Source organism: Sphingomonas sp. Root241, assembly GCF_001428865.1.
GTDB lineage: Bacteria > Pseudomonadota > Alphaproteobacteria > Sphingomonadales > Sphingomonadaceae > Sphingomonas.
This window is the reverse complement of the sequence record NZ_LMIV01000002.1, coordinates 557,742-576,525: the sequence shown is the minus strand read 5'-3', so window position 1 is coordinate 576,525 and position 18,784 is coordinate 557,742. Positions and strand designations below refer to the sequence as shown.

16 protein-coding genes are annotated in these 18,784 nt (G+C 66.4%); 6 read left to right on the top strand and 10 right to left on the bottom strand.

What is annotated here, in order from left to right:
* Positions 1 to 34: 34 nt before the first annotated feature.
* Both ASE13_RS13350 and queF read right to left on the bottom strand, forming a co-directional pair.
* Entirely contained in the window at positions 35 to 2,308 is a 2,274-nt protein-coding gene (locus tag ASE13_RS13350) for a glycosyltransferase family 4 protein (RefSeq protein WP_056616631.1), read from the bottom strand.
* A gap of 139 nt (positions 2,309 to 2,447) precedes the next feature.
* Positions 2,448 to 2,903, bottom strand: a complete 456-nt coding sequence (gene queF / locus ASE13_RS13345; RefSeq protein ID WP_056616627.1) for a preQ(1) synthase — start codon at positions 2,901 to 2,903, stop codon at positions 2,448 to 2,450.
* A gap of 45 nt (positions 2,904 to 2,948) precedes the next feature.
* On the opposite strand from queF, the gene ASE13_RS13340 reads away from it, so the two are divergent.
* The 4 genes from ASE13_RS13340 to ASE13_RS13325 are packed head-to-tail and all read left to right on the top strand — an operon-like array spanning position 2,949 to position 7,451.
* Positions 2,949 to 3,782 (top strand): sulfurtransferase, encoded by an 834-nt coding sequence (locus ASE13_RS13340; RefSeq protein WP_056616624.1) that lies wholly within the window; start codon positions 2,949 to 2,951, stop codon positions 3,780 to 3,782.
* Positions 3,779 to 4,963 (top strand): cystathionine beta-lyase, encoded by a 1,185-nt coding sequence (gene metC, locus ASE13_RS13335; protein WP_056616621.1) that lies wholly within the window; start codon positions 3,779 to 3,781, stop codon positions 4,961 to 4,963. Before ASE13_RS13340 ends, metC begins: the two co-directional genes overlap by 4 nt.
* Positions 4,963 to 6,252: a mechanosensitive ion channel family protein gene (locus ASE13_RS13330; protein ID WP_056616618.1), complete on the top strand. Its 1,290-nt coding sequence runs from the start codon at positions 4,963 to 4,965 to the stop codon at positions 6,250 to 6,252. Before metC ends, ASE13_RS13330 begins: the two co-directional genes overlap by 1 nt.
* A gap of 59 nt (positions 6,253 to 6,311) precedes the next feature.
* Positions 6,312 to 7,451, top strand: a complete 1,140-nt coding sequence (locus tag ASE13_RS13325; protein ID WP_056617821.1) for a GNAT family N-acetyltransferase — start codon at positions 6,312 to 6,314, stop codon at positions 7,449 to 7,451.
* A gap of 144 nt (positions 7,452 to 7,595) precedes the next feature.
* Here ASE13_RS13325 and ASE13_RS13320 read toward each other — a convergent pair whose 3' ends face one another.
* Genes ASE13_RS13320 through ASE13_RS13305 form a run of 4 tightly spaced genes read right to left on the bottom strand, consistent with a single transcriptional unit; the run spans position 7,596 to position 13,835 of the window.
* On the bottom strand, positions 7,596 to 9,284 hold the full coding sequence (locus ASE13_RS13320) for a hypothetical protein (RefSeq protein WP_056616615.1): 1,689 nt from the start codon (positions 9,282 to 9,284) through the stop codon (positions 7,596 to 7,598).
* 9 nt (positions 9,285 to 9,293) lie between these two features.
* Positions 9,294 to 10,847 (bottom strand): hypothetical protein, encoded by a 1,554-nt coding sequence (locus ASE13_RS13315; protein WP_056616612.1) that lies wholly within the window; start codon positions 10,845 to 10,847, stop codon positions 9,294 to 9,296.
* On the bottom strand, positions 10,844 to 12,583 hold the full coding sequence (locus ASE13_RS13310) for a hypothetical protein (protein WP_056616607.1): 1,740 nt from the start codon (positions 12,581 to 12,583) through the stop codon (positions 10,844 to 10,846). Before ASE13_RS13310 ends, ASE13_RS13315 begins: the two co-directional genes overlap by 4 nt.
* Positions 12,584 to 12,617: 34 nt before the next feature.
* A complete protein-coding gene (locus ASE13_RS13305) occupies positions 12,618 to 13,835 on the bottom strand; it encodes an argininosuccinate synthase (protein ID WP_056616605.1) in 1,218 nt (405 codons plus the stop codon).
* A 99-nt stretch (positions 13,836 to 13,934) separates the two neighbouring features.
* Between ASE13_RS13305 and ASE13_RS13300 the strand changes: the two genes are divergently transcribed.
* Positions 13,935 to 14,354: a DUF1801 domain-containing protein gene (locus ASE13_RS13300; protein ID WP_056616600.1), complete on the top strand. Its 420-nt coding sequence runs from the start codon at positions 13,935 to 13,937 to the stop codon at positions 14,352 to 14,354.
* Here the strand turns inward: ASE13_RS13300 and ASE13_RS13295 are convergent.
* The 4 genes from ASE13_RS13295 to ASE13_RS13280 form a co-directional block, all read right to left on the bottom strand.
* A complete protein-coding gene (locus ASE13_RS13295) occupies positions 14,351 to 15,604 on the bottom strand; it encodes an SAM-dependent methyltransferase (protein WP_056616597.1) in 1,254 nt (417 codons plus the stop codon). The two genes, ASE13_RS13300 and ASE13_RS13295, sit on opposite strands and share 4 nt — an antisense overlap.
* A gap of 164 nt (positions 15,605 to 15,768) precedes the next feature.
* Complete coding sequence (locus tag ASE13_RS13290; RefSeq protein WP_235536974.1) at positions 15,769 to 16,500, bottom strand: molybdopterin-binding protein; 732 nt, start codon at positions 16,498 to 16,500, stop codon at positions 15,769 to 15,771.
* Positions 16,497 to 17,204: a cytochrome b/b6 domain-containing protein gene (locus ASE13_RS13285; protein ID WP_056616587.1), complete on the bottom strand. Its 708-nt coding sequence runs from the start codon at positions 17,202 to 17,204 to the stop codon at positions 16,497 to 16,499. The genes ASE13_RS13290 and ASE13_RS13285 overlap by 4 nt, the downstream gene beginning before the upstream one ends.
* A gap of 14 nt (positions 17,205 to 17,218) precedes the next feature.
* Complete coding sequence (locus ASE13_RS13280) at positions 17,219 to 17,977, bottom strand: sulfite exporter TauE/SafE family protein (protein ID WP_056616585.1); 759 nt, start codon at positions 17,975 to 17,977, stop codon at positions 17,219 to 17,221.
* Positions 17,978 to 18,113: 136 nt separating this feature from the next.
* On the opposite strand from ASE13_RS13280, the gene ASE13_RS13275 reads away from it, so the two are divergent.
* On the top strand, positions 18,114 to 18,722 hold the full coding sequence (locus tag ASE13_RS13275) for a class I SAM-dependent methyltransferase (protein ID WP_056616583.1): 609 nt from the start codon (positions 18,114 to 18,116) through the stop codon (positions 18,720 to 18,722).
* Positions 18,723 to 18,784 lie beyond the last annotated feature (62 nt).

The window sequence follows — 18,784 nt, the reverse complement described above, 5'->3', positions numbered from 1 at the left end:
CCCCCCGATACCGTCCGAAAGCCGGCGCGAAGGGTTACGCGACGGCGGTGCGCGGGGTGCTTGCCACGTTTTCGGCGGGCTTTGAAAGTGCGGAAATGGCGCAATTCGCCAATTGGAGCGCCAGAATCGACTCGGCGCCCTGATTTCGGTTCAAACCGGTTGGCATCAGCCCGTCGAAGCAGCCGCCGTCCGCCACGGTCGCAAGCGGCAATTCGAGGTCGTTCGCGCCTAGATACCAGCGATAGGCGCGCATCGCCTCCTCACGCCAGCGCTCGTCGCCGGTCATCTGATACGCCGCGACGCATGCATCGATCGTCGCCTGCGCCTCGAGCGGCTGCTGATCGAAGGGCAACGGGTCCGAATAGGAACGCCCGAAGCTTTCGGTGCCCACCGCGCGGAACCGTCCCTCCGGCGAGGTCTGGCGTTCGACGATCCATGCGAGCGTCTCGAGGCCGACCGCGACGAAGTCCGGACGGTGCAGCACTTCGCCCGCGCGCAGCAATGCCTCGGGAAGCCGGGCATTGTCGTAAGCGAGAACGATCTCGAACCACTGCCATTCGGGGCGCCGCGCCTCGTCGAGCAAGGTAATCAGCTCCTCGCCGTACCGCGTGAGGATCGTGCGCGAGAGTGCGTGGCCGGGATGCGCCTCGATCATCGCGGCAGCACCCAGCATCGCAAAGGCGTGGCTGCGCGGCGCCTCGAGCTCGAGCGCGATCGACGCGGTATCGTCGAACAGCACCGAGGCCCAGTCGCGATGTTTCTGCGCCCGCGCATCGCGTGCGGTGACGCCGAGCGCCCAGATCGCGCGGCCGTTCGAATCCTCCGAGCCGACGTCCTCGCACCAGGTGCGATCGAAATTCATGAAGTTGCGGAAGCGGCGCTGATCAGGGTTCCACGCATATTGGACGAACGACGCATAGATGCTCGTCCACTTGTCGCGCACGCTTTCGTCGATACCGTCGATCTTCGACATCAGGATCAGCGCGCGGGCATTGTCGTCGATGCAATAGCCGTGGCGGCGATCGGGCACCGAATAGATCGAATGCTGGAGCATGCCGGTCGAATCGCTCATCCGCTCGACTGCGGCGAGATTAGGCTGGAGCGTGGCAAGCTCGGCGGTCGATTTAGCGAAGCGGTGCGGCCGGGCGGCGACGATCGCGGCCAGCTCGATCATCGCATTCTCGGCGAGACGCGGCCAGATCATCGTGCGGCCGCGGGCATAAGCGCGCTTCGACAGCGCCAGCCGCTCCCGCTCGTCGGTCAGCAGCCGGTCGATCTCGCGCGCGAAGCCGGCGCTGTCGCCGAAATTGACGAGCACGCCATGATCGTCAGCAAGGATCTCGGTGGCATGGACATAGGGCGTGGAGATCACCGGCTTGCCCACGCCGATCGCGTAGGAGAGCGTGCCCGAAGTGATCTGCGCCGGATTGTTGTACGGCGTGACGTAGAGATCGGCTGCCTGGAGATAATCGATCAGCTCGTCATGTTCGACGAACGCGTCGATGAACTGGACATGCCCGGCGACGCCCTTTTCCTCGGCAAGCGCCGTGAGGCGATCGCGATAGGCCTCGCCTTCGTGCGCGACGAGGTTCGGGTGGGTCGCGCCGAGCACGACGTAGAGCGCCTGGCGGTGATTGGCGACGACCTGCGGCAGGGCCGCGATCATCGTCTCGATGCCCTTGTTGGGCGCGAGCAGGCCGAAGGTCAGCACCACTTCGCGGCCTTCCCAGCCGAACCGGGCCTTCATGCTGTCCGGATCGGCAAAGGCGCGATCGGGCACGCCGTGCGGGATCATCACGATGCTCTTGTCGTCGGCGCCGTGCACGCGCTTGAGGATATCGCGGCCCTTCTCGGCCATCACGATGATCCGCGACGAGCGGCGGAGCAGAGCCTCCATCACCCGTCGCTCGTCGGCACTCGGCCGCTCGAGCACGGTGTGGAGCGTGGTGATGACCGGGATCGAGAGCCGGTCGGTCAGCGCGATCAGGAAATCGCCCGCCGGGCCGCCATAGATGCCGTATTCGTGCTGGATCCACAGTGCCTGTGCGCCGCTCGCCTCGATCGCGCGGGCGGCGTCGAGATAGGCGGCGCGATCATGCTGCGGGATCGCGCGCGTTACGGCATCGGGATAATCGTAACGGCCGGGATGATCGTCCATCGCATAGACGTCGACCTGAAGATCGGGATAGCGCTGCTTGAGCGCGTTGTAAGTGTCGGTCGTGTAGGTCGCGAGGCCGCATTTGCGTGGCAGGAAGTTGCCGATGAGCGCAAGGTGGTTGATACCGGGGGCGAGCATGAACGGCGCCATTCCTCTTCCTTCGCTACTGCAAACAACATGACTCTTTCGAGCCGCTTCGGACCTCCCAACTCTCGCTAAGCAATATGGTTTCATTCTTGTTGCATTGCAACATAAATGAATCCGACGAATCGTGCCGTAAATCTGAGGTTCAGCCTCGGCCTCGGTAACCGGGCACGTCCTGCGGCGGAATCCAGACGCCGGCGGGCGCCTCGCCCGACTGCCAGAAGACGTCGATCGGGATGCCGCCGCGCGGATACCAATAGCCGCCGATCCGCAGCCATTCGGGCTTCATCTCCGCGAACAGCCGCTCGCCGATGCCGACGGTGCAATCCTCGTGGAACGCGCCATGATTGCGGAAGCTGCCGAGGAACAGTTTCAACGACTTGGACTCGACGATCGTCTCTCCGGGCACATAGTCGATCACCAGATGCGCGAAATCGGGCTGGCCGGTGATCGGGCAGAGCGACGTGAATTCGGGCGCGGCGAAGCGGATCATGTACCGGCTGCCGGGGCGCGGATTGGCGACGTAATCGAGCTCCGCTTCCTCCGGCGTGGCGGGGAGGCTGGAGGTCTGTCCGAGATGCTTGGGTTCCATGGCGCGCATGTAGGCGTTTGCGGAGCGCTTTGCATCCTTCTAGGACCGACTGCGATGGACGGACTCGTAACGACAGCGTGGCTGGCAGGCGCATTGGGCTCGGAAGGCCTGGTGATCCTCGACGCCACCTACACCTCGACGCTGCCGGGCTCGGCGAAGCAGGACCCCAGGGCCGAATATGCCGCGGGGCATGTCCCGGGCGCATTGCTGCTCGATCTCGATACTCTGGTCGATGCGGACGATCCGCTCCCGTCGATGCTGCCGCAGCGCGACCTGTTCGAGGCGCGGATGGCGGATCTGGGCATCACCGCGGAGAGCCGCGTCGTCCTCTACGACAACAGCCCGCACCACACGTCGTGCCGGGCATGGTGGGTGCTGGGGCGGTTCGGAATCGAGGCGGCCTTGCTCGACGGCGGCATCGCGAAGTGGATGGCGGAAGGACGACCCGTCGAACGGGAGGTCCCTAACCCCGCTCGCAGCCGGTTCGAAGCGGGAGCGCCTCGGACGCAGGTGCGCAGCCTCGTCGAGATGCAGGCGACCGACGAGCAGATCGTCGACGCGCGTTCGGCGGCGCGCTTCACCGGCGACGAGCCCGATCCGCGCAAGGAATGCGCCCCCGGCCATATCCCCGGATCGAAGAACATCCCGCAGGGCCGCTTCTTCGAGGCGGACGGCACCTGGAAGTCGCCGGAAAAGCTCCGCGCCCTGTTCGAGGAGGCGGGTCTCGATCTCGCTAGGCCGCTCGTGGCGACCTGCGGATCGGGGATCACGGCGTCGGTCATCGCCTTCGCCGCGCACCTGCTGGGCCGCGACGTGCCGGTCTATGACGGCAGCTGGTCCGAATGGGGCGCGCTTGCCGCCACGCCCAAGGCGGTGGGCCCGGCATGAGCGACGAGAAGGACGCGACCAAGGTGGTCCAGGCCGGTCGGCGGCCCGAATGGACGCAGGGCATCGTCAATCCGCCGGTATGGCGCGCCTCGACGATCCTCTACGATTCGGTCGCAGAGCTCCGCGCGCGCGGCGCGGCGGACACGCACCACAAGCTGTTCTACGGCCGGCGCGGCACGCCGACGCAATGGTCGCTCGCCGAGGCACTGACCGAACTGGAGCCCGGCGCGGAGGCGACCCTGCTCTACCCTTCCGGAGTGGCCGCAGTGGCCGCGGCGTTGCTCGCGGTGCTCTCGCCCGGCGACGAATTACTGCTGGTCGACAGCGCCTATGATCCGACGCGTAGCCTCGCGGGCGGGCTACTCAAGCGCTTCGGCATCACCACTACCTTCTACGATCCGCTGATCGGGGCCGGGATCGCCGGGCTCTGCACCGATCGGACCAAGGCGATCTTCATGGAGAGCCCGGGCAGCCTGACCTTCGAAGTGCAGGACATTCCGGCGATCGTCGCGGTGGCGAAGGAACGCGGGATCGCGACCCTGCTCGACAATACCTGGGCGACGCCCTTGCTGCTGCCCGCGATCCAACTCGGTATCGATTATTCGATCCTCGCCTGCACCAAATACGTCGTCGGCCATTCGGACGTGATGCTCGGATCGGTCACAGCCGCCGAGGGCCAGTATGAGCGGCTTCGCGCCGCGACCTACCAGCTCGGCCAGACCGCGAGCCCCGACGACGCCTGGCTCGGCGCGCGCGGCCTTCGGACGATGGCGGTGCGGCTCGACCAGCATGGCCGTTCGGCACTGAAGATCGCCAGGTGGCTCGAGACCCGGCCCGAAGTCGCGCGGGTGCTGCACCCCGCGCTGCCCGGATGCCCGGGGCACGAAGCGTTCGTCCGCGATTTCCGGGGCGCGTCGGGGCTGTTCTCGTTCGTGCTGAACGGCGGATCGGACAAGGCACGCACGGCGCTGATCGACGGGCTGAGGCATTTCGGCATCGGCTATAGCTGGGGCGGGTTCGAGAGCCTCGCGATCCCGGTCGATCCGCAGCGTTATCGCAGCGCAACCAGATGGGAGGCCGAGGGACCGCTGGTGCGGCTCCAGATCGGGCTCGAGGATGCGGACGATCTGATCGCCGATCTCGAAGCCGGGCTCGCGCGCTTCACTGCGGCGCGCGGCTGATGGAGCGGCTCGGGGCCTGGCTGGCGGGACATAATCTGCCGGGCACTGCCGAGCTTTCGGAAGCCGCGATCGCCGCCGGGCTGGCCGCGATCGCGATGATCCTCGGCTGGCTGGCGGGGCGGCATATCGGCACGCGGATCACCGCCGCCTGGGCGGAGCGCATCAACGGAAACGCCGCGACCTTCCACCTGCGCGCCTGCGCAATCGTGCGCTGGAGCTCGGCGGCGATCCTGCTCGGGCTGATCGCCGTGAGCTGGCCGTGGATGCCGCTCGGCGCGCTGATCGTCGGCTTGGTCCAGGCCTTTTCGGTGGCGATGCTCGCGGTAGCGGTGCTGCGCGGACTCAATCTGCCGCGCTGGGCGGCCTGGACGCTGGCGGCGCTCGCCTTCGTCGCGGTGCTCAGCCACGCGATCGGCGGCTTTTCGGTGGTCGAGGTCACGCTCGATCGCGTCGGCATCCAGATCGGCCAGCGGCGCTTCTCCTTGCTCTCGGCGCTCACCATCGGCGTCACCATCCTGCTGTTGTTCGCCGGCGTACGGCTCGCGAACAAATTGCTGAGCCATTCGATCGGCAGTGCGCGGGGGTTCGATCCGACCCAGAAACTGCTCGTCCAGAAGCTCGCCGGCATCGCCGTGGTGGTGCTCGCCTTCTTCATCGGCGTCGACCTGCTCGAAGTGGACCTGACCGCCTTCACGGTCTTCTCGGGCGCGTTCGGGCTCGCGATCGGCTTCGGCATGCAGAAGACGATCGGCAATTTGATCGCGGGGATCCTCCTGCTGATGGACCGATCGATCAAGCCGGGCGACGTGATCGTGGTGGGCGACAGCTTCGGCTGGGTGAACAAGATCGGCGTCCGCGCGGTCTCGGTGGTCACCCGGGACGGCAAGGAGCATCTGATTCCGAACGAGAATCTGATGACGCAGGAAGTGGAGAATTGGTCGTACACCGATCGCAATGTCCGCGTCCGCATCCCGGTGACCGTGGCTTATGACTGCGATCTCAAGCGCGCGCAGGAACTGATGCTGCGCGCCGCCGCCGAGAGTCCGCGCGTGCTCGACAATCCGAAATCGAACGTGTGGCTGATGGCATTCGGCCAGTCCGGTGCCGAGCACGAGATCCTCGTCTGGATCAGCGATCCCGAGAGCGGCGTGGGCAATGTGAAGAGCGATGTGCTCAACCGGCTCTGGGTGCTGTTCAAGGAACATGGCATCTTTATCCCCTATCCGGTTCGCGACGTGCGGGTGCGTGAATGGCCGACAGACGGCGCTCCAGGCTCGGCGCCGGAATAGCGACCGGAAGTCCAAAACTCCCCTCCCCCTTCGCGCGAACCGTGCCTATCTTGGCGGCCGTGAGTTCCCAGCCGATTACCGCCCGCATCGCCGACGGCGTCGCCTCGATCCCTTCGGCGGAGTGGGACGCGTGCGCGGGCGAGGCCAATCCGTTCGTCGGCCATGCCTTTCTGTCGATCCTCGAGCGATCGGGATCGGCGACTGCGCGAACGGGCTGGCAGCCGTTGCCGATCCTTGTCGACGGCTGTGCGGGGACCGCTGGGGCGATCGCACCGGCCTATGTCAAATCGCACAGCCAGGGCGAATATGTCTTCGACCATGGCTGGGCCGATGCCTGGGAGCAGGCGGGCGGGCAATATTATCCCAAGCTGCAGGTAGCGGTGCCGTTCACGCCCGTGCCCGGACCGCGGCTGCTGCTGCGCGACGAAGCGCTGGCGCCGGCGCTGATCGCGGCGATCGAAGCAGTGACCGACCAAAACCGGCTGTCCTCGGCGCACGTCACCTTCGTCGAGGCGGCGCAATTGCACTGGTTCGAGAGCGCCGGTTGGCTGATGCGCGCCGGCACCCAGTTCCACTGGCAGAACCGTGATTATGCCGGCTTCGAGGATTTCCTCGCCGCCCTCTCCAGCCGCAAGCGCAAGGCGATCCGCAAGGAGCGCGCCGCCGCACTGGACGGGCTGACCGTACGGCACCTGACCGGCGCCGAGATCACCGAAGCGCATTGGGACGCCTTCTGGGAATTCTACCAGGACACCGGATCGCGCAAATGGGGGCGGCCCTATCTGACCCGCGCCTTCTTCTCGATGCTCGGGGCGGAGATGGCGGACAAGGTGCTGCTGATCTTCGCCGAGCGCGATGGGGTGCCGATCGCGGGAGCGCTCAACCTGATCGGCGAGGACGCGCTCTACGGACGTTATTGGGGCGCTGTCGAGGAAGTGCCGTTCCTCCATTTCGAGCTCTGTTACTATCAGGCGATCGACGCCGCGATCGCGCGCGGGCTGGCGCGGGTCGAGGCGGGCGCACAAGGCGAGCACAAGCTCGCGCGCGGCTATGCCCCGGTCGCCACCTGGTCGGCGCACTACATCCCCGACCCAAGCTTCCGCCGCGCAGTGGCGGATTTCCTGCGGCGCGAGCGCGAGGCGGTCGAGCGGGAGCAGGAATGGCTGGGCGAGATGACGCCGTTCAAGCGCGAGGGATGAGTTGGCGCTTTCGTGACCCCCTATCCCGTTCGCCCTGAGCTTGTCGAAGGGCCGTTCTTCTATCGTCCGGCCAAAGAAAAGAACGGTGCTTCGACAAGCTCAGCACGAACGGATCGAGGTCAACCCGCCATCGCTACGTCGTGCCTATTCGCCCACGGGCGAAGGCGATGCCTCCGGCTCGGGCAGATTGCTGGTGAGCTGCCGGCCGTCGTTGAGGATAAGGTCGCGCTCCCATTTGGGGAGCGGCAACTCGCCGGGGCGGATGACCGGTGCGGGAATGTTGTGATCGACGCGGTAGAGCGCGCTATGGCTGTGATCGTCGACATAGAGCGGCACCAGCCCCTGCAGGAAGCGCTGGTCGAACTGCGGCGGGCGGATCATCCAGACATAATCGAACGCATCGCGCGGGAAGCGGGTCAACGCCCAGGCCACCGGCCGCCACCATTCGCGCGGGCACTGGACGTCGGTGACGATCTGCGAGGGATCGTGCGCGAAGCGCTGGGCGTCGGCATAGCGCACCGTCAGCAGCTGCGCGCCGGGCATCGACCATTGATCGTTGGTGTAAGCCAGCTTGCGTTCGAGCGCGAGTGCGGGGACGTGCTGTAGGCGCGTCATCTTCCATTCGTTGTAGCAGGTCTCGCCGACGAAGCTGACCAGCCGCGCGCCTTCGGGCAGATGCTCGAGCGCCTTCAGCTCGCGGTCATAGGATTTGTCGTAGAGGAAGAAGCTCCACGTCGTCGCGGCGATGCGCGCAGTGAAAAACACCATGCCGATCGCCGCCACCACCGCCGCGCCGCGCATCGACATGCCGGGCTTGGGGCGGATCGCGATGATCCCGATCGCCATCAGGAACGGCACCAGCCGCATATCGGCGTAGGCCGATCCGAACACGATCCGCGGCAGCAGCACATAGACTGCCGCGAGGAACAGGAACGACAGGCTGAGGTTGCGCGAATATTGGAGATTGGGGTCGCGGATCGCCTTGAACAGCAGCAGGAACAGCACGCCGACCGAGGCGATGTCGAACAGCTGCCATCGATCGCGGAAGACCTGGACGATCCACATCATCTTGGCGCGCCAGTTGAACCAGTCCGCGGTCTGCCCGGTGACATGGCCGCCGCTGCGCCACATCAGCATCAGCAAGGCGGGCGGCGCCAGCACGAGGCACTGGATGCCCGCCTTGAACCACGGAAGCAGCCATTCGCGCACGAACCCCTGCCCGCGATGCGCATCGTGGTGGCGGACCAGTTCGGCCGAGAAAGCGAGTACGCCGAGCACGCCCCAGCCGAAGGTGTGCGTGATCCAGATCAGCACCGAGATCGGCAGGAATACGAGGCTGCGGAACTGAAACCTGCCGAGCCGCGCGAGCCGCAGCCACCAGCCGAAGCCGAGCAGCGCCATGCCCATCGACAGCGCGAAATTGACGAAGCCGAAATGGAAGGGGAAGGCATAAGCCAGCGGCAGCGCGAACAAGGCGGTGGCGGGAATGCGGCCATGGACCTCGCGTGCGATCATCAGCAGCCCGGCGACGGTCATCGCAGGGATCGTGATGACGATCAATTTGACTGCGAGCTCGAGCCCGAACACCTTGGACATGGGGATGACGAGCAAGTCGACTCCCAGATTGCCCATCAGGCTCCAGCTGAAATTATACCAGTCGTGCAGGTGCGGATATTGCGCGTAATCGAGCTGGACGCGGTAGCGCCCCATATGGCCGGGCAGGTCGACCAGCGGCGGAATATCCGGCCACAGCAGGGGCACGATCGCCATGAACGTGGCGAGCGCCACGAACCATCGTGTCTGCCACCAATACAGCTTCTCGCCCCGATCCATCGCGCCGCTTTAGTGCGTAGCGCGAGCCTCAGACAAGCGGTGGTTGTCGATCCGGTACAGGATATCGGTCCGATTGCGCCACAGCGGCTGCATTCCTGCGGTCAGTCGGTTGTCGAAAGCCGGCGGATTGATCAGCCAGACATAATCGAAACGGTCGCGCGGCAGCCCGGCGAGCGCACCGTTCATCGTCATGAAATCGGTTTGTATCGGGCAGGGTTCGAGCAGCACGAGCTGCGAGGGATCGGTGTCGTATTTGCCCAGGCCGGGCGCGATCACGGTGATCGGCGTGCTGCCGGCGAGGCGCCACTGATCGTTGGAGAAGGCCGAACGGCGCACGAGCGCCAGCGCAGAAAGATGGCTTTCGCGGCGATGCGCCCAGGGGTCGATGCAATTGGACCCGACAAAGGTGACCAGCCGCGCGCCATGCGGAATATGATCGAGCGCCGCGAGGTGGCGGTTCCATTCGCGATCGACCTGCCAAAAGCCGATCGTCGAACCTGCGGTGCGCACTCCGAAAAAAGCGAGCCCGATCAGCGCCAGTGTCGCCCGCTCGCGCGCGGGGAACGCCGCGCCCGCCCGGAAGGTCAGCAAAGCCAGGATCACCATGAACGGCGCGATCCGCATATCGGCAAAGGCCGAGCCGAACAGGATGAAGGGCAGGAACGCGAAGGCGGCGAACAGCAGCAGCGACGCGGCGGCGAGGCTGAGTGCGCGTTCGATCCGCCGGTCGCGCAATGCGCGGTAGAGAACGATCCCGATCAGCGCGACCGACGCGATGTCGTATATCGCCCAGCGATCGCGCAACACCATTGCGATGAAGCCGAGCTTGAGCCTGATCTCGAAGAAGCGGCCGGTGACGCCGGCGCCGTCGCTCGAACGCCAGACGAACAGCAGCACCATCGGCAGCGCGAGCGGCAGGCAGGCGACTCCCGCCATGACGAGTGTGGCGAGCCAGCCGCGTCCCTGCTGGCGCGCACGTGCCAGCTCGGCGCCGAACGCCATGATGCCGAGCACCCCCCAGCCGACGACGTGCGCGAGCCAGATCAGCGCCGAGAATGGAACGAACAATGCGGCACGAAGCCCGATCCGGTTCTGGCGGCCGAGCCGCAGCCACAAGGCAAAGGCATTGAGCGCGAGCGCCATCGAGAGCGCATGGTTCACGAAGCCGAACAGGAACGAGTAATTATAAGCGAGCGGCAGTGCGAACAGCACCCAGGGCTGAATCCGCCCATGCGCCTCACGCGAGATCCACAATATCCCGCTGGCGGTCAGCGCGGGAATGGCGAGGATGACGAGTTTGACCGCCAGCTCGAGCCCGAGCAGCGGCGCGAGGCCGGCGACGAGCAGGTCGACGCCGAGATTGCCGGCGATGCGCCAGTGAAACTGGTACCATTGCGACAGCACCGCGGCATCGGTGCCGAGCATCACTCGGTAGCGCCCCATATGGCCGGGAAGATCGGTGAGCGGCGGAATCGCAGGCAGCAGCAGCGGGACGATCGAAAGCAACACCGCGGCGAGCACGAAGCCGCGCGTTTCCCACCAGGCGGTTTCGATACGTTTCAAGGCCTGATCTCCGCGGGTAGGTGAGTGACGGCAAACAATGCCGGGGCATCGCCCGGGGGCGAGATCGGGCGCAGCCATGCCGGCGGCCGGCCGCTGCGCAACGCGCCGTTCAACCGCAGGGGGCCGCGCGCCTGCGCGCCGAGCTCTTCGAAGTCGCCGGGGCAAAGCGCGACATAATCGATCCTCCACTCGCGGGCGAGCATGCGGGCAGTCTCGGCCGGGCCGAGGAAGAAGCGGTACATCGCGGCGTTGCCCGCGCCGTTCCGATGATAGGGGGCGGCCACCACATGGTGCGGTGTGGCGGCGAGCGCGAAGGCGCCCATGTCGATGGGGGCCATCAATGTACCGGCCGGCAGCGCGGCGATCCGCGCAAGCGCGGCGGGACTGGAGCAATCGGCGCTCGACGGCGCGGTGGTGGTCGCGCCGCGCGATGCGAGCGCCTCACCCGTCAATGGATAGAGCAGCCCGGCGGAAATCAGCCAGGCGGGGACGAGCGCGGCTACGCCTTTCGCGCGCGCCGCAGTGATCAGCGCCGCGAGCGCGGGGGCGGCGAGCAGCGCGCCGGCATAGGCGCCACGAAGCTGGACCAAGGTCAATGCGAGCGCGGCGAGCTGGAGGGCGAGCAGTACCAGCCAGCGATGATCGCGCGTGCTGTGCCACGCCCAGCCGTTCGCGGCGATCCCCGCGAGCATCAGCCCGGCATAGCCGATCGCCTGCGAGATCGGTGCGCCGAACAAAGGCTGTGCCTCGGCGACATTGGCCAGCCAGAGTTGCGCGAGCAACGGATCGACCGCGCCATAGGGTCGCAGGCAACCGGGCGCGATCGCCAGCGTGCCGGCGGCCGCGACCACCGCGGCGACCAGCGCGGCAACCGATCGTCCCCTCGCCCCGGTCGAGGAGAAGCCGAACACGGCCAGCGCCAGCGGCGCCAGCGCCGCGAATTGCGCGGGGCGCCAGAGTTCGGCGGTGAAGCCGTCGCAGCCCGGCCAGTCCCAGCCGCTGGTGCGCAGCAAGGCGGATCCGGCGGCGAGCGCGAGGACCAGCGCCGTGGCATAGCCGGCCAGACGTGCCTGCCCCTCGCGCGTACCGTGGATCCAGCGCAGGACGATGGCGGCGGCGGCGATGGCGAGCAAGAATGCAGTCTCGACCCCGACGATCAGCGAAGCCGCAGTAGCGATTCCCGCGGCAGCACCCGCGGCGAGCGAACCGCGCCCGACCGCCGTCCACACCACTACCAGCAGAAGCACCATCTGCAGCCCGTGATGATCGATCCGGCCGGGCAGGAACAAGGTCGTCGCTGGATAGGCGAGCGCCGCCACTACCGCCGCCAGCTGTCCCGAGGCGCGCAGAGAGCGCGCGATGCCGGCGACGAGCGCCAGCGCTGCGACGAAGAGCAGAGCGGGCCAGGCGATCACCGCAGTCAGTTCGGCGGCGTGCACGCCTGCGAGCGGCGTCAGCAGGCGAATGATCGCCCCCGGCACGAGATCCGCCAGCCGCGACCAGTGCATTTCGAGCCCGGGAGGCGTCCCGAGGCGGTGCTGGGCGAGATCGCCGAATGACTGCCCGCCCAGCCAGTCGCGAATCTGCTGGAGCCGGACCATGTCGTCGGTGTCGGGCAGGCGCAGCGCGGAAAGACTGGCCCAGTCCCGCATTGTCCAGGCAAGCGTCAGCAGCCCCGCAAGGAGCAGTGCGATGCCGAGATCGCCCCAATGCCGGTCCTGCACATGCGCGGGCATGGCACCGGCCTAGCCATGCATGGTTAAGGCGGCGTTAGCCGTCGCGGCGGCCCAGCAAACGCAGCCGCAATGCGTTCAGCTTGATGAAGCCCGCGGCGTCGCGCTGGTCATAGGCGCCCTGATCATCCTCGAAGGTCACGACCTTCTCGCTGTACAGGCTGTTGGGCGAACGGCGGCCGGTGACGATGACGTTGCCCTTGTAGAGCTTCAGCCGGACGGTGCCGGTCACCTTCTCCTGGCTGTGATCGATCGCGGCCTGGAGCATCTCGCGCTCGGGGGCGAACCAGAAGCCGTTGTAGATCAGCTCGGCATAACGCGGCATCAGCTCGTCCTTGAGATGCGCGGCGCCGCGGTCGAGGGTAATCTGCTCGATCCCGCGATGGGCGAGATGATAGATGGTGCCGCCCGGCGTCTCGTACATGCCGCGCGACTTCATGCCGACGAAGCGGTTCTCGACCAGATCGAGCCGGCCGATGCCGTGCTTGCGGCCGAGCTCGTTGAGCGCGGCCAGCAGCGTCGCGGGCGACATCGCCTCGCCGTTCAGCGCGACACCGTCGCCGCGCTCGAAATCCACCGTGATCGTCTCGGGCTTGTCGGGCGCGTCCTCCGGATTGACCGTGCGCGAATAGACATAGTCGGGGACCTCGTCCCACGGATCCTCGAGCACCTTGCCCTCGGACGAGGTGTGGAGAAGGTTTGCGTCGGTCGAGAACGGCGCCTCGCCGCGCTTGTCCTTGGCCACCTGGATCTGGTGCGCTTCCGCGAACTCGATCAGGCGCGTGCGGCTGGTCAGGTCCCATTCGCGCCACGGCGCGATGACCTTGATGTCGGGCGCGAGCGCGTAATAGCCGAGCTCGAAGCGGACCTGGTCGTTGCCCTTGCCGGTCGCGCCGTGGCTGACCGCGTCGGCATTGACGAGCCGCGCGATCTCGATCTGGCGCTTGGCGATCAGCGGGCGCGCGATCGAGGTGCCGAGAAGATAGAGGCCCTCGTACAATGCATTGGCGCGCATCATCGGGAAGACGAAGTCCTTGACGAACTCCTCGCGCAGATCGTCGATGAAGATGTGCTCGCGCTTGACGCCGGCCTGCTCGGCCTTGCGCCGCGCGGGCTCGAGTTCCTCGCCCTGGCCGAGATCGGCAGTGAAGGTCACCACCTCGCACTGATATTCCTGCTGGAGCCACTTCAGGATCACGCTCGTGTCCAGCCCGCCCGAATAGGCAAGGACGACGCGGTTGATCTTGTCGGACATGAGGCAGGCGACTCCAGAAGATGCGTGGGAAAACCGTGCGCGCTCTAGGGTTCCTGCACCCGCGGCGCAACCATGGTAAGACCCATGCCGGAGGACAGGATGGCCGAAACCAAGACCAAGCCGACCGAGATGAAGGTCGCCGACTTCATCCATGCCGCCCCGGACGCAGTGCGCCGCGAGGACGCGAAGACGCTCGTCGCCTTGATGTCGCGGATTACCGGCGAGGAACCGGTGATGTGGGGCCCTTCGATCATCGGCTTCGGCAGCTATCATTACCGCTACGAGAGCGGGCACGAGGGCGACGCGTGCCGGCTGGGCTTCAGCCCGCGCAAGGCGGAGCTGGTGCTCTATGTGCTGAACGGCGGCCCGGAACAGGAGGCCCAGCTCGCGCGGCTGGGCAAGCACAAGACCGGCAAGGCGTGCCTCTACATCCGGAAGCTGGCCGACGTGGACATGGCCGTGCTCGAGGAGATTATTCGCGGGGCGCTCGCCTCGATGGACGCGCGCTATCCGCGCTAAGCCGATAGCCGCTCCGATATATCGGACGTCTCGCGCAGCGCCTGCTCCGCTTCGATCATATAATCGCGCGTGATCGGCAGCGCCGTGCGCGAGCGCGAGAACTGGAGCTGGTAATTGACCAGCCCGCCATTGACGAAGGCGACATAGGACCCCGCGAGATAGAAGGTCCACATCCGGAAGAAGCGCTCGTCGTACAGCGCGACGATCTCGTCCTTCGCGGCGACGGTGCGGTCGTACCAGGCCTTGAGGGTGTGGGCGTAATGCAGCCGCAGCACCTCGATGTCGGTCGGGAACATGCGCAGGCCTTCATAGCCGCGCGCGATCTCCGACAGCGCCGGGATATAGCCGCCGGGGAAGATGTACTTCAGCGTGAACGCGTCGGTGACGCCGGGGCCGCCGGCCCGCCCGATCGTGTGGAGCAGCATCACGCCTTCGGGGGTGAGCAATTCGCGGCACTTGTGGAAGAAGGTGCGATATTGCGGCGTGCCGACATGCTCGAACATGCCGACCGAGACGATCCGGTCGAACTGGCCGGTCATCTCGCGATAGTCGATCAGCTCGAAGCGCACCTTGCCATGCACGCCGCGTTCGGCGGCGCGCTCGCGGGCGACCTTGAGCTGCTCTTCGGACAGCGTGATGCCGACGACTTCGGCGCCGGTCTTCTCGTGAAGATAGAGCGCCATCCCGCCCCAGCCGCAGCCGATATCGAGCACGCGCATCCCGGGCTCGATCGCCAGCTTGGCGGCGATATGCGCCTTCTTGTCGAGCTGGGCCTGTTCGAGGTTGTTCGCCGGATCGGTGTAATAAGCGCAGCTATATTGGCGGTCGGCGTCGAGGAAGAGATCGTAGAGGCGCCGCGACAGATCGTAATGATGCGCGACGTTGCGCTTCGCCCGCCGCGCCATGTTGTAGCGGCCGATGCGGTGCATGACGGTGTTCGCCAGCCGGGCAAGCGGCTTGGGATCGAGCGCGGCGGTCGCGTCCTCCCAGCGATTGTTGCTCGTCATCAGCACGAGCAGGTCGAAGATGTCGCCCTGCTCGATCGCGAGACGGCCGTCCATGAAGCATTCGGCGGCGCCCAGGCTGGGATCGCGCATGATCGCCCCCGCGGCGCCACGCGCGAACCTTACCGTAACGGGCTTGAGGTGCGGATCGGGTTCACCGAAGCTGCGGCTGGTGCCGTCCGCATGGATCACTGTCAGCTGCCCGCGCTTCACTGCGCGCGTAAAAAACGTATCGATCAACGCCATCGGCCGAACTCGTCAACAGCCCCCACCAGCTGTCTAACTAGGGCCGGAACGACTTTTCGCAATGCGGAAAATCCATATCCGTCGTCCCGGCGGAAGCCGGGATCTCAGGCGAAGGCGCGATACGGCACGAGATCCCGGCCTTCGCCGGGATGACGGACAGGAACCTAGATCCCCGCATACCATTCGTAGCCGTTCGAATCCTCCCAATAGCCCCCCTTGCCCGCGCCAATCGCGGCAAGGCTGGCCACCGCCTCCACGCGCATCACGTACTTCGCCTGCTTGTAGCCGAGCTGGCGTTCGACCCGCAGCCGGACCGGCGCGCCATGGCCGACCGAGAGGGTTGCGTCGTTCATCGCCCAGGCGAGGATCGTCTGAGGGTGGAAGGCGTCGACTAGGTCGATCGATTCGTAAAAGGGCGTGCCGCCGAAGCGGTCCGCACAATGGAAGACGATGTAGCGCGCGCTGTCACGGATGCCGGCGAGCTGGAGCAATGTCTCGAGCCGCGGTCCCTGCCATTTGCCGATCGCGCTCCAGCCCTCGACACAATCGTGCCGGGTGATCTGCGCGCGCTGGGGCAGCGCCTGGATCTGCGCGAGGCTGAAGCGGAGCGGCCGCGCGACGAGGCCGTCGACCGTCAGCCGCCAGTCGGCGAAACGATTGGCGGCGAGGGCATTGTATTCGGGCGTGTTCGGGCTCGCGGTGCCGTTGACCCGAAAGATCGGGCTGCGCTGCTCGGCGCGAAATTCGCGGGCGAGCGCGGCGCGGCCGTTGATCGAGCGCTGGAGAAAGCGATGCGCGTCCTCCGCGCTCATCAGCGCGGGACTGTCGGTCAGCGAATCGCAGCCGGCGAGCAGGCTGGCGCCGCTGCCAACGAGCAGGGTCCGGCGCGTGATCACGAATGATCCTCCTCTGGCGCGCGCCACCAGCCGGTGATCATCGAACGCACTTCGTTGATCGGGCCGGCGAGGATCACCAGCGTCAGGTGGACGATAATGAACAAGGTCATGCACGCCATCGCGATGAAGTGGACCGAGCGCGCCGACTGGCGCCCGCCGAACAGGTCCGCCAGCCACGGCCACATACCCGGCGAGATCGCGAGGCCCGAGGCGATCAGCAGCGGGAGCAGTACGAAGATCACGCCGACATAACTGAGCTTCTGGAAGATATTATAGGCGCGCGGATCGTGCGGATCGTGGAAGCGCAAGGCAAGATGCGCCTTGAAATCGGTCCACAATGCGCGCGGCGCCAGCTCGCCGCGGCGGATGCGCAGGTCGCGCTGGATGTGCCGGTTGATCAGCCCGAACAGCATGTACGCCAGCAGCCCGAAGCCGAGCACCAAGGCGAAGAACAGATGCCAGTGCCGCGCGCCGGCGAGGCTGTAATGGCTCGGGATCGTCGCCCAGCCCGGGAAGCGCGGCAGCTCGAGCCAGGCATGGTCGAAATTCGCGCCGTAATGCCCCCAATAGAGCCGGGGGTGCGCATTGAAGATCATCAGCCCGCTGGGGATCAGGATCAGGATCGCGAGCGCGTTGATCCAGTGCCAGAGGCGCGTGAACGGCCGGTGCCGATAGATCGTGCGGGGCTCGGGAGGCGCATCCATGCCCACTCCTTAGCCTATCCGCCGTACGCGCGCACGAAGAAGACGAGCGTGGTGGCACCGGTGACCAGCAGCGTCCAGGCGCGGACCATGCCGGGCGACAGCTTCTTGCCGATCACGGCACCGAGCCAGCCGCCAAGGATCGAGCCGATCAGCATCGGCAGGCACGCCCACCACCAGACCATCGCGAATCCGATGAAGACGAAGGCCGCGGCGAAGTTCGCCACCGCCAGCATCAGGGTGCGGATCGCGAACAATTCGCGTGGGCGGATATTGGCGAGCAGGCCATAGACCGCGGTGGTGATCAGCCCCACGCCGCCGCCGAAATAGCCGCCATAGATGCCGAGAAACGCCTGCGTGATCAGCAAGGTCGGCCGGCCGATCGTGACGCGGGCATGGAGCCAGTCGGCCGCGCTTTTGCCGAACACCATCACGGCGAAGGCGAACAGCAGCAGCCAGGGGATGAGCAGATCGAATACCGCGGTCGGAGTGAGCACGAGCAACAGGCTGCCGACCAGCCCGAACGCGAAGGTGATCGCGGCCAGCAGCCGCACCGACAGGCCCGCAACGGGCGCGAGCTCGTCGCGATAGGCCCATGCACTCGTCCCGGCACCGGGGAGCAATGCGACGTTCGACGTGGCGTTGGCGATGTTGGCGGGAAGCCCGAGCGCGATCAGCGCCGGCAGCGTCGCGAAGGTGCCGCCGCCGGCCAGCGCGTTCATCGCGCCGCCGAGCACGCCGGCGCCGGCGGCCAATGCTATCGAGAAGAAGTCCACCGTAAGTCCGTTCGCCCTGAGCCTGTCGAAGGGCCGTACTTGTTTTTCCGGCGGTGAAAAGAAGAACGGTGCTTCGACAAGCTCAGCACGAACGGGTTAGGGTCATCCGACCTGTCTCTATGCGGGAGAAAAGCGGATGAACGATGTTCTGGCCGATTATGCCGCAGCGGCGACTCCTGAGCTGATCGCCGGCTATGACGCGCTTCCGCCCGAACAGATCTATGCGGCGGTGCTCGATCTCCTGCCGCGCCCGCCCGCCCGCATCGCGGATATCGGCGCGGGGACGGGCCGCGACGCGGCGTGGCTCGCCGAACAGGGGCATCGCGTGCTGGCGGTCGAGCCGGTGCGGGAATTCCGCGAGGCCGGGGCTGCACTCCACGGCGACCGGATCGAATGGCTGGACGACCAGCTTCCCGATCTTGCCAAGCTGCAGCAGCACGGCTCCTTCGATCTGGTGATGCTGTGCGCCGTATGGCACCATCTCGACACCGCTGGTCGCGCGCGCGCCGTGCCGGCCCTGGCGCAGGCCACAGCGCCGGGCGGCCAATTGATCCTGTCCCTGCGCCACGATCCGGCACCCGACCGCGGCACCTTCCCCGCACCGCCCGAAGAGGCGATCGAACTGGCATCTGCGGCCGGTTTCGATCTGACTCGCCGGGCCGAGACGGAGTCGGTGCACCCCGTAAGCCGGGCGAACGGAGTCCGCTGGACCTGGCTCGTCCTGACGAAGGATGCGAGCGGCTAGACTGAGAACCCATTCAAGCTCTTGATTTGACTACCAGGCTGCCCCCATTTCGTCATCCCCGC